The organism is Flavobacterium sp. B330r, assembly GCF_056824325.1.
In genome coordinates this window covers 4,659,357-4,673,417 of record NZ_CP124860.1, presented here as the reverse complement: position 1 = coordinate 4,673,417, position 14,061 = coordinate 4,659,357, and the positions used below count along the sequence as shown (strand labels likewise).

General features: G+C 32.6%; 12 protein-coding genes. 2 read left to right on the top strand and 10 right to left on the bottom strand.

Features of this window, described 5'->3' with window-relative positions:
- Positions 1-30: 30 nt before the first annotated feature.
- From hisB to QLQ95_RS20730, 6 genes are all read right to left on the bottom strand, one after another.
- A complete protein-coding gene (gene hisB, locus QLQ95_RS20755; RefSeq protein ID WP_428239096.1) occupies positions 31-1,167 on the bottom strand; it encodes a bifunctional histidinol-phosphatase/imidazoleglycerol-phosphate dehydratase HisB in 1,137 nt (378 codons plus the stop codon).
- 109 nt (positions 1,168-1,276) lie between these two features.
- The gene (hisC, locus tag QLQ95_RS20750) at positions 1,277-2,323 is read right to left on the bottom strand and encodes a histidinol-phosphate transaminase (RefSeq protein ID WP_482501490.1); all 1,047 of its coding nucleotides are present in this window, start codon (positions 2,321-2,323) and stop codon (positions 1,277-1,279) included.
- 98 nt (positions 2,324-2,421) lie between these two features.
- Positions 2,422-3,702, bottom strand: a complete 1,281-nt coding sequence (hisD, locus tag QLQ95_RS20745; RefSeq protein ID WP_482501489.1) for a histidinol dehydrogenase — start codon at positions 3,700-3,702, stop codon at positions 2,422-2,424.
- A 106-nt stretch (positions 3,703-3,808) separates the two neighbouring features.
- A complete protein-coding gene (gene hisG, locus QLQ95_RS20740; protein ID WP_095929293.1) occupies positions 3,809-4,666 on the bottom strand; it encodes an ATP phosphoribosyltransferase in 858 nt (285 codons plus the stop codon).
- 311 nt (positions 4,667-4,977) lie between these two features.
- Complete coding sequence (locus QLQ95_RS20735) at positions 4,978-6,378, bottom strand: sensor histidine kinase (RefSeq protein ID WP_482501487.1); 1,401 nt, start codon at positions 6,376-6,378, stop codon at positions 4,978-4,980.
- A 4-nt stretch (positions 6,379-6,382) separates the two neighbouring features.
- Complete coding sequence (locus QLQ95_RS20730) at positions 6,383-7,045, bottom strand: response regulator transcription factor (protein ID WP_320493576.1); 663 nt, start codon at positions 7,043-7,045, stop codon at positions 6,383-6,385.
- A gap of 200 nt (positions 7,046-7,245) precedes the next feature.
- Here QLQ95_RS20730 and QLQ95_RS20725 point away from each other — a divergent pair, with 200 nt between their 5' ends.
- A complete protein-coding gene (locus QLQ95_RS20725) occupies positions 7,246-9,381 on the top strand; it encodes an LTA synthase family protein (RefSeq protein ID WP_482501485.1) in 2,136 nt (711 codons plus the stop codon).
- An 84-nt stretch (positions 9,382-9,465) separates the two neighbouring features.
- Here QLQ95_RS20725 and QLQ95_RS20720 read toward each other — a convergent pair whose 3' ends face one another.
- Entirely contained in the window at positions 9,466-10,464 is a 999-nt protein-coding gene (locus tag QLQ95_RS20720; protein ID WP_428239100.1) for a zinc dependent phospholipase C family protein, read from the bottom strand.
- A gap of 174 nt (positions 10,465-10,638) precedes the next feature.
- On the opposite strand from QLQ95_RS20720, the gene QLQ95_RS20715 reads away from it, so the two are divergent.
- A complete protein-coding gene (locus QLQ95_RS20715; protein WP_428239101.1) occupies positions 10,639-11,589 on the top strand; it encodes a hypothetical protein in 951 nt (316 codons plus the stop codon).
- Positions 11,590-11,746: 157 nt separating this feature from the next.
- Here QLQ95_RS20715 and QLQ95_RS20710 read toward each other — a convergent pair whose 3' ends face one another.
- The 3 genes from QLQ95_RS20710 to QLQ95_RS20700 all read right to left on the bottom strand — a co-directional run bounded on the left by QLQ95_RS20710 (position 11,747) and on the right by QLQ95_RS20700 (position 14,050).
- Complete coding sequence (locus QLQ95_RS20710) at positions 11,747-12,712, bottom strand: YeiH family protein (protein WP_428239102.1); 966 nt, start codon at positions 12,710-12,712, stop codon at positions 11,747-11,749.
- Between the two features lie 75 nt (positions 12,713-12,787).
- Complete coding sequence (locus tag QLQ95_RS20705; protein WP_095929287.1) at positions 12,788-13,684, bottom strand: LysR family transcriptional regulator; 897 nt, start codon at positions 13,682-13,684, stop codon at positions 12,788-12,790.
- A 24-nt stretch (positions 13,685-13,708) separates the two neighbouring features.
- Entirely contained in the window at positions 13,709-14,050 is a 342-nt protein-coding gene (locus tag QLQ95_RS20700; protein WP_095929286.1) for a hypothetical protein, read from the bottom strand.
- Between the last annotated feature and the right edge of the window lie 11 nt (positions 14,051-14,061).

The window sequence follows — 14,061 nt, the reverse complement described above, 5'->3', positions numbered from 1 at the left end:
AAACTTGAAACCTGAAACTTGAAACAAATTTTAAAGCATTCCCTTTGTTGAAGGCAAAATCATTTTCTCAGTATCTCTTTTTACGGCTACTTTTATCGCTTTTGCGAAAGCTTTAAAAATGGCTTCAATTTTATGATGTTCGTTGATTCCTTCTGCTTTGATATTTAAGTTGGCTTTTGCGCCGTCTGTAAATGATTTAAAGAAGTGATAGAACATTTCTGTTGGCATTTTACCTACCATTTCACGTTTAAACTCAGTTTCCCAGATTAGCCAATTTCTTCCTCCAAAATCAATTGCTGCTTGTGCTAGACAATCATCCATAGGAAGACAGAAACCATAACGCTCGATTCCTAATTTGTTTCCTAACGCTTTCGCGAAAACTTCTCCTAAAGCAATTGCAGTATCTTCTATGGTGTGGTGTTCATCTACTTCTAAATCGCCTTTTACAATAATTTCCAAGTCCATTTGACCGTGACGTGAAATTTGATCTAACATATGATCAAAAAACGCAATTCCAGTATCGATTTTGCTTTTTCCTGTTCCGTCAAGGTTTAAGTTGATGTAAATATCCGTTTCGTTTGTTTTACGAGTAATAGAAGCAGAACGCGCTTCTAATTTCAAGAATTCGTAAATCTTCTTCCAATCCATTGATTGCAAAACGATTGTATCATTTAATTCTTCACGTTTAGATGAAATTTCATTGCTTCCAATTCCATCTGTATCGTTCATGAAAATGGCTTTTGCTCCCAAGTTTTTAGCCAGTTCCACATCTGTTAAACGGTCACCCAAAACAAAAGAATTAGCCAAATCATATTCGGGATTGTTCAAGTATTTAGTCAGCATTCCTGTTCTTGGCTTGCGGGTTGGTGCGTTTTCTTCTGGAAAAGTTCTGTCTACGAAGATTTCATCAAAAACAACTCCTTCGTTTTCAAAAGCTTTTAAGATGAAATTCTGCGTTGGCCAAAACGTATCTTCAGGAAAACTATCTGTTCCTAATCCGTCCTGATTGGTGACCATTGCCAGTTCGTAATCTAATTCATTGGCGATTTTAGCCAGATATTGAAACGCTTTCGGATAAAACTCTAGTTTATCTAAGCTGTCTAATTGATAATTTTCAGGTTCTAAAACGATCGTTCCGTCACGATCGATAAAAAGTACTTTTTTCATGTTTTTATTTTTGAGAATAAAGAAAAAAGAGTAAAGAAAAATGGACTTTTCATTCTAGCTCAAAAGCTCTTTCATTTTTTTCTTTCTTCTTTACTCTATATTCTTTCTTCTATTTCAACAACTTCAATTCTCTAATTACAACCGCGTTTTCTTCTTTTGTTCCAATTGTAAAACGAAGACAATTTTCGCATAAAGGCTGTGTTGTTCTATTGCGAATAACGATTCCTTTTTCAATTAGCTGATCGTATCTTTTGTTAGCATCATCCACCTTGGCTAAAATAAAATTGGCTTCTGTCGGATATACTTTTTCAACAAAACTTACTTCAAGTAAAACTTTAAGCAATTCTTCTCTTTGCTCAATAATAGAAGCTATTTCTTGTTTTATTTTATCAGAATCTTTCAAACGTTCTTTCGCTCTTTGCTGCGTCAATTCGTTTACATTATAAGGCGGTTTAATTTTATTTAAAACCGAAATCACAGCTTCAGATGCATAACAGATTCCTAGACGAATTCCAGCCAAACCATACGCTTTTGAAAGCGTTTGTGTAATCACTAAATTTGGATATTCGTCAATTTCTGTCAGCCAACTTTCTTTGTCTGAGAAGTCAATATAAGCTTCATCAATAACAACTAGACCTTTGAAATTTTGAAGCAGTTTAACTACGCTTTCATCTGAAAACGAACTCCCGGTCGGATTATTTGGCGAACATAAAAAGATGATTTTGGTATTCTCGTCAACCGCTTCTAAAATCTTTTCAACTTGAGGCTGAAAATCTGTCGATAGGAGAACTTCTCTGTTTTCAACAGCATTAATATTCGCTAAAACGCCATACATTCCGTATGTTGGAGGAAGCGAAATAATATTGTCTTTACTAGGTTCACAGAAAGCTCTAAAAAGCAAGTCTAAAACTTCGTCACTCCCATTTCCTAATAAAATCTGATTTTGCTTTACCAAATTATTTTTAGCTAAAATAGCCTTAACCGAATTCTGCTGCGGATCTGGATAGCGGTTTACTCCATTTTGAAACGGATTCTCGTTAGCATCCAAGAAAATCATTTCGGCTGTATCAAAATCTTCAAACTCATCTCTCGCAGACGAATATGGTTTCAAGGATTTTACGTTTTCACGTGTAATTGTATTTATATCGAATTTCATTTTTATTTATTTTTTAGAATATAGAATAAAGACGATAGACTCTCCTCTGATTTGCAGTTTTTTTTACTCTTTGTTCTATATTCTATACTCTTTTCTCTTTATAAACTCTTCAATCTTAATGTTACAGCATTTTTATGCGCTTGTAAACCTTCAGCTTCAGCCATAGTTTCGATGGCGCTTCCTATATTCAGAATTCCTTCTTTAGTAATTTTCTGAAAAGTCATCGATTTCATAAAACTGTCTAGATTTACACCGCTGTAATTCTTTGCATAACCATTTGTTGGCAAAGTATGATTCGTTCCTGAAGCGTAATCTCCGGCACTTTCAGGCGTGTAATTTCCAATAAAAACAGAACCTGCATTTACGATTCCGTTACAGTAGAAATCATCATATTCAGAACAGATTATAAAGTGCTCTGGCCCATATTCATTGATTAAATCTAAAGCAATCTGATCGTTATCGACATAAATCAATTTCGAATTTTCGATCGCTTTCTCTGCAATTGCTTTTCTGGGAAGTGCTTCTAACTGAGATTGTACTTCTTTTTCCACTTCTCCAATTAGTTTTTTTGAAGTCGAAACTAGAATCACTTGGCTATCTGTTCCGTGTTCTGCTTGAGATAATAAATCTGAAGCCACAAAAGCTGGAACCGCTGTATCATCAGCCACAATTAATAATTCTGAAGGCCCTGCAGGCATGTCAATTGCAACTCCAAATTGCGTTGCCAATTGTTTTGCTACCGTTACAAATTGATTTCCTGGTCCGAAAATTTTATATACTTTCGGAATGGACTGTGTTCCAAAAGTCATTCCTGCAATTGCCTGAATTCCTCCAACTTTTAGAATTTTAGTTACGCCACATAAATTCGCCGCATATAAAATTGCTGGATTAATTTTGCCTCTTTTATCTGGTGGCGAACACAATACAATTTCTTTACAACCCGCAATTTCAGCAGGAACCGCCAACATTAAAACAGTAGAAAACAAAGGCGCTGTCCCTCCAGGAATGTATAAACCAATTTTTTGAATTGGTCTTTTCTCTTGCCAGCAATTTACTCCTTCAATTGTTTCCACTTCGACTCTTTCTGTTTTCTGAGCGTTGTGGAATTTATAAATATTTTCTTTTGCTAATTCAATAGCTTCTTTTAATTCATTAGGAATCAAACTAATCGCCTCAGTTATTTCTTCTTCTGAAACTTCATAATTGTCTTGTGAAATTCCATCAAAAATCGAAGTATATTTTGCTACAGCTTCATCTCCTTTTCTTTGTACTTCTTTGAAGATTTCTTTTACTGTAACTTCAATATCATCAACGGTTTGAGTTGGCCTTTTTAATATTTCTGACCAGATCTCTGGTTTTGGATTATCTATTTTATTCATTATTTTTTTCGCTTTAAGCTTTAAGCTATACGCTATAAGCTAATTAACTTTGTGTATTTTTTTCCGGCCTTAAGCTTAAGGCTTACTGCCTAAAGCGGGCAAAGCCCTACAGAACCATTTTCTCAATTGGGCAAACTAGAATTCCTTCTGCTCCTACTTCTTTTAGCTGGTCAATTACATCCCAGAAAGTATCTTTGTCGATTACAGAGTGAACACTACTCCAACCTTCTTGAGCCAGAGGAAGAACCGTTAAACTTCTCAAAACGGGAAGGATTTTTCCAACCGCTTCGATTTTATCGTTTGGAACGTTCATTAGGATATATTTCGAATTTCTAGCTCTTAGAACCGCTTGAATTCTGAATTTTAAAGTATCAATGTGTTTTTGAATTTCTGGAGAAACTTTTGGAGAAACTGCCAAAACCGCTTCGCTTTTTAAGATTACTTCAACTTCTTTTAAGTTGTTTTTAAAAAGTGTGCTTCCGCTTGAAACGATATCTACAATTGCATCTGCAAGTCCAATATTTGGCGCAATTTCCACTGAACCAGAAATTTGGTGAATATCTACCTTTATACCAAATTTACTGAAATATTCGTTAACCGTGTTTGGATAAGAAGTTGCAATACGAAGATTGGCTAAATCTTGAACCGAATTGTATTCGAAAGTTTTAGGAACCGCTACCGAAACTTTGCATTTTGAGAAACCTAGTTTCTGAACGACTTCGATTCCTTTTCCTTTTTCTACCAAAAGATTGTCGCCAACGATTGCTAAATCTACTACTCCATCAATTAAATACTGTGGAATGTCTGAATTTCGAAGATATAAAACTTCAAGAGGAAAGTTTGAAGCTTCTGCTTTTAACTGATCGATTCCGTTGTTGATTGAAATACCGCAGTCTTTTAGAATTTGAATGCTGTCTTCGTTTAAACGACCCGATTTTTGAATTGCAATTTTTAAAGTACTCATTTTTTTAGTTGTTTGTTGGATTAATAGTTTGAGTACAAAGAGAGTTAGAATTAAAAAACCCGTTTGATGTACTCAAACGGGTTTTAAATATGATGATTTACATGCATACCATTAACACATCGCTTGAGAGCAATAATGTAAATGATGATGATGTAATTGAATTGAAATCATGATTAGTTTTGTTTTTTACTTCTTTGATTCGGTTGCAAATATACTACATAAAATAATTAAAAAGCAATTTTTAATTTAACTTAACGATAGTTTATTGTTAAAAATCGTTTTCAACTGCATTTTACTTGATGAATTTAAAATTATTTTAACGAATTATTATATTCTTCAAAAACCAATAATACCTTGGTTCCTTTCCCAATTTCGCTTTCAATTTTAAATTTAATCTGAAGCAGATCTGTCATTCGTTTTACGATGAACAAACCAAGTCCTGTTCCTTTTATTTCAGAATGGTTTAAGGAATCTGATCTAAAAAAAGGATTCAGAATAGACTCTAAATCTTTTTTCGCAATTCCAATTCCTTGATCTGAAATACTGCACAAAATTTTATGATTTTCTCTTGACAATGAAATGCGAACTTCACTATTAGGTTTAGAATATTTTACAGCATTTGAAATGATATTTCGAAGAATCGTCACAACTAAATAATTATCAGAATAAATATAAAATTCTTCTTGAGCATCCAAAATCACATTTATTTGCCCGGACTTTATTTTCTCTGTATTTAAGGTAAGTACATCCAAAACAACTGCATTCAGATAAACATTTTCTTTTAGAATATTCTGTTTTTGATTCTCAAAACGAGCCATCATAAGCAACTGATCTACAAGCGAATTTAAATGATCAACTTCATTAATACAGTAGTTAATTTTTTCTTCGTATTCCTTGCTGTCACGAGGTTTACGAATAAGTACTTCAAGTGTTCCTTTAATTACAGTTAAAGGCGTTCTCAATTCGTGTGAGGCATCAGATGTGAACTGTTTTTCGCGTTCAATCGCATCTTCAATTCGATTCAATAAATTATTAATGGTCTTTGAAAGTGTAAACAATTCATCCCTGGTTTTTGGCAACGGTATTCTTGCTTTCAGATTGTCTTTAGTAATAATTTTCGAAGTTTGAATAATATTATTTATTGGTTTAATACTTCGTCCTGCATAAAATCTTGCTAGAAAGAATAAAATAAAAAGGATGATTGGAAAAGCAATTAGTAAAGTATCCATTAGATTGTCCAACACTTTTGAAGAATCAGAAAGCGACATTGCAATAATCAAATAACCAACTTTTTTAGATTGCACATGAAGCGGCACTTGTATCTGGCGAATTGTACTCCCTAGTAATTTCGTATCAAAAGGATGAAAATGCTCTTTCTTATTATGAAAAACGAGTTTCTCATTTTTTAAATTAGGCGATTTTTCGATAATTTTTTTGTTCAAATCCAAAAACTGAACAAAAATAGGATTTACATCTACAGAATTATGTTCTCTTTCCTCCCATTCTTCGGCATCCATAAAAATTACAGCGCCTTTTTCTATTCTTAGTTCTTTAAAATGGTCCTGAACTTCTATATTTAAATTCTCGTCGATATGATTGTAAACGGTGAGTTTTACAATAAAATATATAGCCGAAAAGACTGCTAAAACCAGCAATCCGGTTCCTACAATATAATTTAATGCAATTCTATTTCTAAAGGATAATGAAGTCATTTTATTAATCATTGGCGATATATCCAATGCCACGGATAGTTTTTATATAATCTTCTTCAATTTTAAGATTGAGTTTTTTTCTAATTGCATTCATAAAAACATCAATAACCCCCGTGTCGTATTCAAAGTTGATTTCCCAGACATCTCTTAAAATCTGATTTCTTGTGCAGACTTTTCCTTTATGCTGAATTAAATAGGCCAACAATTCAAACTCTCGCTGTGTTAGCGAAATTTCTTCCTCACCTTTTAGAACAATATGTCTCGCCAAATCCATCGTAATGTTTCCGAGTGTCAAGGTTTCAGCTTGCTGTTTATTTCTAAAGTGAACTTTAATTCGCTCAACCAATTCCTCGAAGCTAAATGGCTTTTTGATATAATCGTTTGCTCCAGCTTTTAATCCTTCTATAGTTTCCTGAACCGTATCTTTTGCAGTCAAAAAAATGATTGGCGTAGTCTGATCTTTGATTCTGATTGCCTTACAAAGATCTAAACCATTGATTTTTGGCAGCATCCAATCTAAAAGAATCAAGTCAAATTTTTGTTCCTGAACCAATTCAAAACCTTTAGAACCATCGGCTGCGGTCGTAATTTGATAACCTTCTTCTTGCAAACCTTGTTTTAGAAATTGGACAATTCCTACTTCGTCTTCAACTATTAAAATATGCATTTATCGTATCTGATTAAAATTTGAATTTCATTTTTTCAATTCAAAGATAGAAAATTTAGAACTGGGAAATAATTGAATATCCCAATAAATAAAGAAAATCAGCATCTTAAGCAAACTTTAAGTTAACGTTAAGTAAGGTAAAAGTGGAACTTAATCTGGCATTAATCATTCGAAAGTAATTTTGTAAAAAAATAAAACATATGGATTTTTATAAAAAACTTTCACCTTTTTACAATCTTACAGTATTCTATTTTATTGTGAGTTTCATACTTAGAATAGTTTTACTGTTTCATCCAATTACACAAAGTTCGTTTACTTTTGCCGAAAGCTTGAAAATCTTTTCATTAGGTTTAGTGTCAGACTTTTTTGTTTTTATTTTAGCTTCAGGTTTCTTGTGGCTGTATCTTATTTTTATTTCAAATTCTAAATACAACAAACCTTACGGATATATTATACTTGGAGGTTTTGTGGCGCTTTTAATTTATATCGCTTCCGGAAAAAGCATTTTTGATGAATACGGTGGCGCTTTGCCTAGAATCATTTTGATTTTTGTTTCGATAAAAACACTTCTTTTTGCGCTTTTTCTTTTCTTGCCCCAACAGAGAGATAAGATCCGATTTTGGCTTTTTGCTTTTGTAATTTTTCTTTACGTTTTACTGATTTTACAAAACGCAATAAGTGAGTTTTTCTTTTGGAATGAATTTGGTGTTAAATATAATTTCATCGCTGTCAATTACTTGATTTACACCAATGAAGTAATTGGAAACATTATGCAGTCTTATCCTGTAATTCCTATTTTCTCTGCATTATTTATTATCACTGGAATTATTACGTTTTTTATCATAAAAAAATCAAGAAACTATATTGACAAGATTCCTAGCTTCAATGAAAAATTAAAAATTACAGCCATTTACGGCGTTTTATTTGTTTTTTCTTTATTGGCGATTCCTAGCTTAACTAAAACAGAAAACTCTAAAAACATATTTGTTAATGAGCTGCAATCGAATGGTATTTATAAGTTCTATTTGGCTTTTCAGAACAACAAATTAGATTATTTTAAATTCTACAAAACAATTCCAAACGAAAAAGCTTTTGCAATTCTAAAGCAAGAAATGCCCACTATTTCAGGGAAAAATACTTTACATGAAATAAAAGAGGATTCGCTCGAACAACGTAAAAATGTAGTTTTAATTACGATTGAAAGTTTAAGTGCCGATTTCATGAAAATGTATGGGAACGAACAAAATATTACACCTTTTCTAGATAGTCTTGCTCAAAAAAGCTTGTTGTTTACAAATGTATATGCAGCTGGAAACAGAACTGTACGCGGTCTAGAAGCCGTAACTTTATGTCTTCCTCCAACGGCTGGAGAAAGCGTTGTAAAAAGAGAGGATAATAAAAACAAATTTTCGACTGGATCTGTCTTTCTTCAAAAAGGTTACAATGTAAAATTCATGTACGGTGGAGATGCATTTTTTGATAATATGCAGGATTTCTATACTGGAAATGGTTACCAAATTATTGACAAATCTAGTTTTGCCGAAAACGAAGTGACTTTTTCTAACGTTTGGGGAGTTTGTGATGAAGATATGTATAGCAAAGCGATTAAAGTGATGAATACTGAAGCGAAGCAGAATAAGCCTTTTTTCAATCATATTATGACAGTAAGCAATCATAGGCCTTTTACTTATCCTAATAATAAAATTGACATTCCTGGAAATATCAAATCGCGTGATGGCGGTGTAAAATATACCGATTATGCTTTAAGCCAATTCTTTAAGCAAGCTCAAAAACAGTCTTGGTTTAAAAATACAGTTTTTGTTATTGTGGCCGATCATTGTGCTTCGAGCGCAGGAAAAACAGAACTTCCGTTAGATAAATACCGAATTCCAGCTTTTATATATACCCCAGATATGAAGCCTGAAAAATGCACTAAATTAATGTCTCAAATAGATGTGATGCCAACATTGTTTGGATTGCTGAATTTTGATTATCAAAGTAAATTCTTTGGATGTGATGTTTTCCAACCAGATTATCAGCCAAGAGCTTTTATAGCTACTTATCAGGACTTGGGTTTAATCAAAGACAATGTTTTAACGATACTTTCTCCAAAGCAGGAGACAAAACAATTTCAATTAAAGCTTAATAGTCAAGCAGGTATTTCTCCCGAATTTCAAATTCGTTATGATGAAATACCATTGAAAACTGAAAACAAGAATCTAATCAACGAAACTATTTCTTATTATCAATCCGCTTCTTATGTACTAAAAGAGAAAGAATATCAGTTTAAAGATTTAGCTAGCAAGAATAAAAAATTATACGCAAAAGTTCGTTAACATAAGCAATTAAAAAAGCCTCAGATCATAAGGAATCTGAGGCTTTTTAAATTCTATTTCAATTATGAAACTTGAAATAAAAACTTAATCATTTTGATTTTTCATTCCAAACAAATCTCCTTTTTGGAACATTTTCAAATCATCCTGTAAAAATTGATAGTTTCTTTGAGTCACAGCTGGCGCATCTAAATCGCTCAAATCTGGTTTTCCAGCATTAATCCAAGCCGTATACCAGAAACTTGCAGTTGCTGCGATGGCTTTCTTCATTTGGCTTTCAACCATTCCGTTCAATTGTTCGTGCAGTTTTTTAGCATAGTCATCAGAGAAAACAGCTGTATTGTATTTAGTTTTCAGTACATTTCCTTCAGCATCCATTTTAAACACTTTGTCTTGCGGAGTTGCGACTCTTAATTTTTTGTCGATATCCAATAAAGGCTGTGCTAAACTGTGCGTATCGTTGATCAAGGCCCAAATTGCTTTGTGAACATCTGGATAATATTGCGCCTCAGGAACATTTAATTTGTAATTTTTAACAAACAACTCTGGCAATCTGCTTTCCCAAAGTGAATGAATTCCTTTTTGGTCTGTCAATTGTCCGTCGTGATTTGCAGAAGTATGCAATGGCATGTGTGCATCACCAACATAATGACCTAAATCTGCCGCTAGGAACAAGATTTCAGCTTTATTTTTTTCTTTAAAAGCTTTAGTCAATTTTGTCATCATTTCTTCCAAATACCATGGCAAGATTCCGTTATCCGATAAGAATTTAGCATCGTATTTTTGTTTCGCTTCTTCTAATGTTTTTGGATAAGTGTCAGCAGGACCAAAGTTTTCCATATCAAAATAGTGTCTCTGACCTTCTTCTTTATAATTTAAAGCATACTTACGGATATCTGGAACCGAAGCTTCTTGTGTAATAAAATCAATGTGATTGTAGAAAAATATTTGTAATTGTTTTGGTAAAGCCATTACAGCAGCTTTGTTAATACGCTCATGGCCAACATTTCCCCATGACAGCATAATAAAGCCAATAATTAATGCACCGAAAGCGATTAATTTTGGTCTCATTTGGATTTTTTTCATTTGTTTTTTTATTAGAGGGAGCAAATTTAGCTTTAATTAAAGAATACGCAAAAAATACTATCAATAAGATTCTACAATTTTATTTTTTTGAGATTTTAAGCTTTAAAAGCAGTATAAGCATATATTAACACTAATTTTCTTTATACATTTGCTTTACTAACAAAATTTAATTTTATGCGCCAGATTACCTTAAATTTATTTCTATTAATTTCTACTTTTTGCTTTGCACAAGAAACTGATTTACAGCTAAAAAATATTAGCGACACCCTATTAAACCCAAAAAGAATCCTTAAAGTTTCTGATCCTTTAAACGGTGAAAAAACAATGCAAAAACTGTTTCCTGGCAATTTATATCATCTTTCTGATAAAAACACTTTTATAAGCTGGAAATGCAAATCTTGTAAACCTTCTCCTTTTCTTGATGTAAATGGCGTAGAAGGTGATCAGATGTTTCCTTATACAGAAGGCGTTGCCACAAGACTTATCGCTAATATTGACTATAGCGATTCAAAAGGAAATCAGTTTAAAATTTTAGCTTTTAACCATTCTGTTCATGACGAAGACGGACTTCAAACAGGGCGTTTTTCTGGCGGATTGTTAGGCGTGGCTAAGTTTGCAAAGAATGATAATGTTTGGGAAATGAGATCTTTTCAACCTGCAGTAGCTGCGTTTGGGGCTTTTGCGCGATGTCCTACTCCTAAATTAGTTGAAATTGGAGAAGATCAATATGCTTTTACTTTGATTCATGCAAACGGTGGTGCTGGCGGCGCTTACGAAGGCTATCTTTATCTCATTGCTGGTTTTGGCGGAAAATATCAGCCTATTCTGGAAGTCAATAATTATCAGTTGACTAACTCTTCTTTTATCGCTTGGAGCGGATCTTATAAAGTAGTCAATGACAATTCTAAAAAACATTTTAGAGATATTATTATTACCACAAAAGGAACTTATAATATAAAAGCAAGAGGTGAAGATGAATTTGACGTTGAATTTCCTGAAGAAATTGCAACAATGGCCAGAACCAAAAAAGCATTTGATTTTGAGATTGAAAGACGCTATTCATTCAAAGGAAAATTTTACAAAATGATGGACAAACCAATTGTAAAATTCTCCAATGTAAAATAATAGTTTGAAAACAACTTTGAGTATAGTTTTACCGCAAAGAACGCAAAGTTTATTTTATTCCTATTTTTTCAAGAAGTGAAAAGTTCGCAAAGCTAGATGCATAAAAACTTTGTGTGCCTTAGCGCAAAACCTTGCGCTCTTTGCGGTTAAAAAAATATTAGTTCAAATAAAGAATTGATACTAAAGCTAAAACAGCAATAAAAATCCAAAGAAAAACACCTTGAAGCAATGGCTTTACTCCTACCGCTTTTAAAGTGGCAAAGTTTAAAGTTGCTCCAATTAGGAACAAGGTTATGGTTAGACCAATTTTTGCAATGCCTACAAGATGTCCTGTAAAAATGGCTGTTGACGGAACATACGTATTCACTAGCATTGCTATAACAAACAAACCGATAAAATAAGGAATTTTAATTCTTGAATTCTTGCTTTTAAAAAGAAAAGCGGTCAAGATTGAAATTGGAATAATCCATAAAGCTCTGGCTAATTTTACTGTCGTAGCAACTTGTAATGCTTCTGCGCCGTATTTATTGGCAGCACCAACTACAGAACTTGTATCGTGAATGGCAATGGCACACCAAAGACCAAAATCTTTTTGTGACAAATCTAATTGATGCCCAATAAACGGAAAAACGAATAAAGCAATTGAATTTAGTATAAAAATAACTCCCAAGGCAATTGAAGTCTGATTTTCGTTTGATTTGATAACTGGCGAAATAGCTGCGATTGCACTTCCTCCGCAAATTGCTGTTCCGCAAGAAATTAAATGAGACGTTTTTTTCTCTGTTTTAAGCCATTTACCTAACAATAATCCAAAAAGTAAAGTACTGAAGATTGAAAAAACCGTTAGAACAAATCCTTCTTTACCAGCTGAAACAGCGCTATGGGCATTCATCCCGAATCCTAAACCAACAACGGAAAACTGCAACAAAAATGTAATGGCTTTGTGATTGAATTCTACAAATGGATTCCCGAAAAGATTCACAATTAAAACGCCAAATAGAAGAGCTATTGGCGGAGAAATAATCGAAAATAAACATAATAGAATTACGGCAAGAAAAAGGACTTGCTGTAAGGACTGATTAATTTCAAATAATTGTGTTGTTGTTTGTTCTTTTGTTTTCAAAATAAATGGTTATTGATATTATGTAGCAAAGTTCCGCCGTTTATATTGAAAACGCCAATCGTAAATTGCAATTGGCTATAACTTCAAGTTATAATGAGATGCTAAATTTTGAATAAACAGTTCTGATAATGAATCTGATTTTCCTTGTAAGGTAGCCACATAAAAATATCTTTCTATTGACAGCTTCTCTACATCCAAAACAATCAATTCTTTATTTTTCAGCTCTTTGCTCACAGCATGAATAGACATAAAAGCAAAACAATCTGAGTTTAGCAAATAGGACTTTATGCTTTCTGTACTTCCTAACTGCATTTCTATCTGTAAATCGGTTAGTTTTAAATTTACTTTTTTCAATGCAAATTCTATAACTTCAAGTGTTCCAGATCCGCGTTCGCGAGTTAGAAATTTCATTGATTTCAAATCGTTTACCGAAATTTCATTTTGTTTTACAAAAGGATTATGACTGTTGCAAACCAAAACCAATTCGTCTTTTAAAAACGGAATGTATTTTATAGATTGATTTTTAGATTGTCCTTCTACAATTCCGATTTCAATTTCTTTATTGATTAAGGCATTTTCGATTTGTTCTGTATTTCCATTCAGCAAATTGACTTTTATATCTTTTTGCTTTTGATGAAAACGCGCCAAAACTGGTGAAATAATATATTGTGAAATGGTTGTACTAGCTCCTAGCCTAAGCAAACCTTGACGTTCTTTATTAAAAGAACTCATTTCAAAGTCTATTTCGCGATAGATATCAAAAATACTTTTAGTATATTTTAGAAGGATTTTTCCAGCTGGAGTTAAAGCGATTTTAGAACCGTTTCGTTCAAAAAGTTTGGTTTTATAGGTTTCCTCTAATTCTTGGATATGTTTAGAAACTGCTGGCTGAGTAATATACAGTTCTGTTGCCGCTTTAGTAAAATTAAGGCGGAGCGCAACGGTGTAGAAAACTTTTAGCCTGAAATCCATTTCAAAAAAATTAAAGATAAATAATTATTGCCAATCTATTGGAAATGTTCCAGATTCGTTTAATAATAAAACTAAATTATATTTACCTATTTTTTTATCTTTTCTATAAATATAAACTTTTTTTGAAAATGCTTTTTTAACTAAACTATCGTCTTTTTGAATATCGATCTTATAAGAATTAAAATTAGCAAAATTGAATTTCTTTTCCACACCATCCACAGTAATGTTACCTTTTGCATTTTCATTAATTTTAGTGATCACAAATTGATAGTCATTTCTATTTTCTTTTCTAGCGTTTATGTAAATCCAAAAAAAAATAGCACAAAAAAACAGACTAAAGAAAATGAAAACTTTTTTAAAAGACATAACACTTCATT

Excerpts from the sequence above, each read along its gene's own strand:
- hisB (WP_428239096.1), bottom strand. The coding sequence starts at position 1,167 with ATGAAAAAAGTACTTTTTATCGATCGTGACGGAACGATCGTTTTAGAA.
- hisC (WP_482501490.1), bottom strand. The coding sequence starts at position 2,323 with ATGAAATTCGATATAAATACAATTACACGTGAAAACGTAAAATCCTTG.
- hisD (WP_482501489.1), bottom strand. The coding sequence starts at position 3,702 with ATGAATAAAATAGATAATCCAAAACCAGAGATCTGGTCAGAAATATTA.
- hisG (WP_095929293.1), bottom strand. The coding sequence starts at position 4,666 with ATGAGTACTTTAAAAATTGCAATTCAAAAATCGGGTCGTTTAAACGAA.
- QLQ95_RS20735 (WP_482501487.1), bottom strand. The coding sequence starts at position 6,378 with ATGACTTCATTATCCTTTAGAAATAGAATTGCATTAAATTATATTGTA.
- QLQ95_RS20730 (WP_320493576.1), bottom strand. The coding sequence starts at position 7,045 with ATGCATATTTTAATAGTTGAAGACGAAGTAGGAATTGTCCAATTTCTA.
- QLQ95_RS20725 (WP_482501485.1), top strand. The coding sequence starts at position 7,246 with ATGGATTTTTATAAAAAACTTTCACCTTTTTACAATCTTACAGTATTC.
- QLQ95_RS20720 (WP_428239100.1), bottom strand. The coding sequence starts at position 10,464 with ATGAAAAAAATCCAAATGAGACCAAAATTAATCGCTTTCGGTGCATTA.
- QLQ95_RS20715 (WP_428239101.1), top strand. The coding sequence starts at position 10,639 with ATGCGCCAGATTACCTTAAATTTATTTCTATTAATTTCTACTTTTTGC.
- QLQ95_RS20705 (WP_095929287.1), bottom strand. The coding sequence starts at position 13,684 with ATGGATTTCAGGCTAAAAGTTTTCTACACCGTTGCGCTCCGCCTTAAT.
- QLQ95_RS20700 (WP_095929286.1), bottom strand. The coding sequence starts at position 14,050 with ATGTCTTTTAAAAAAGTTTTCATTTTCTTTAGTCTGTTTTTTTGTGCT.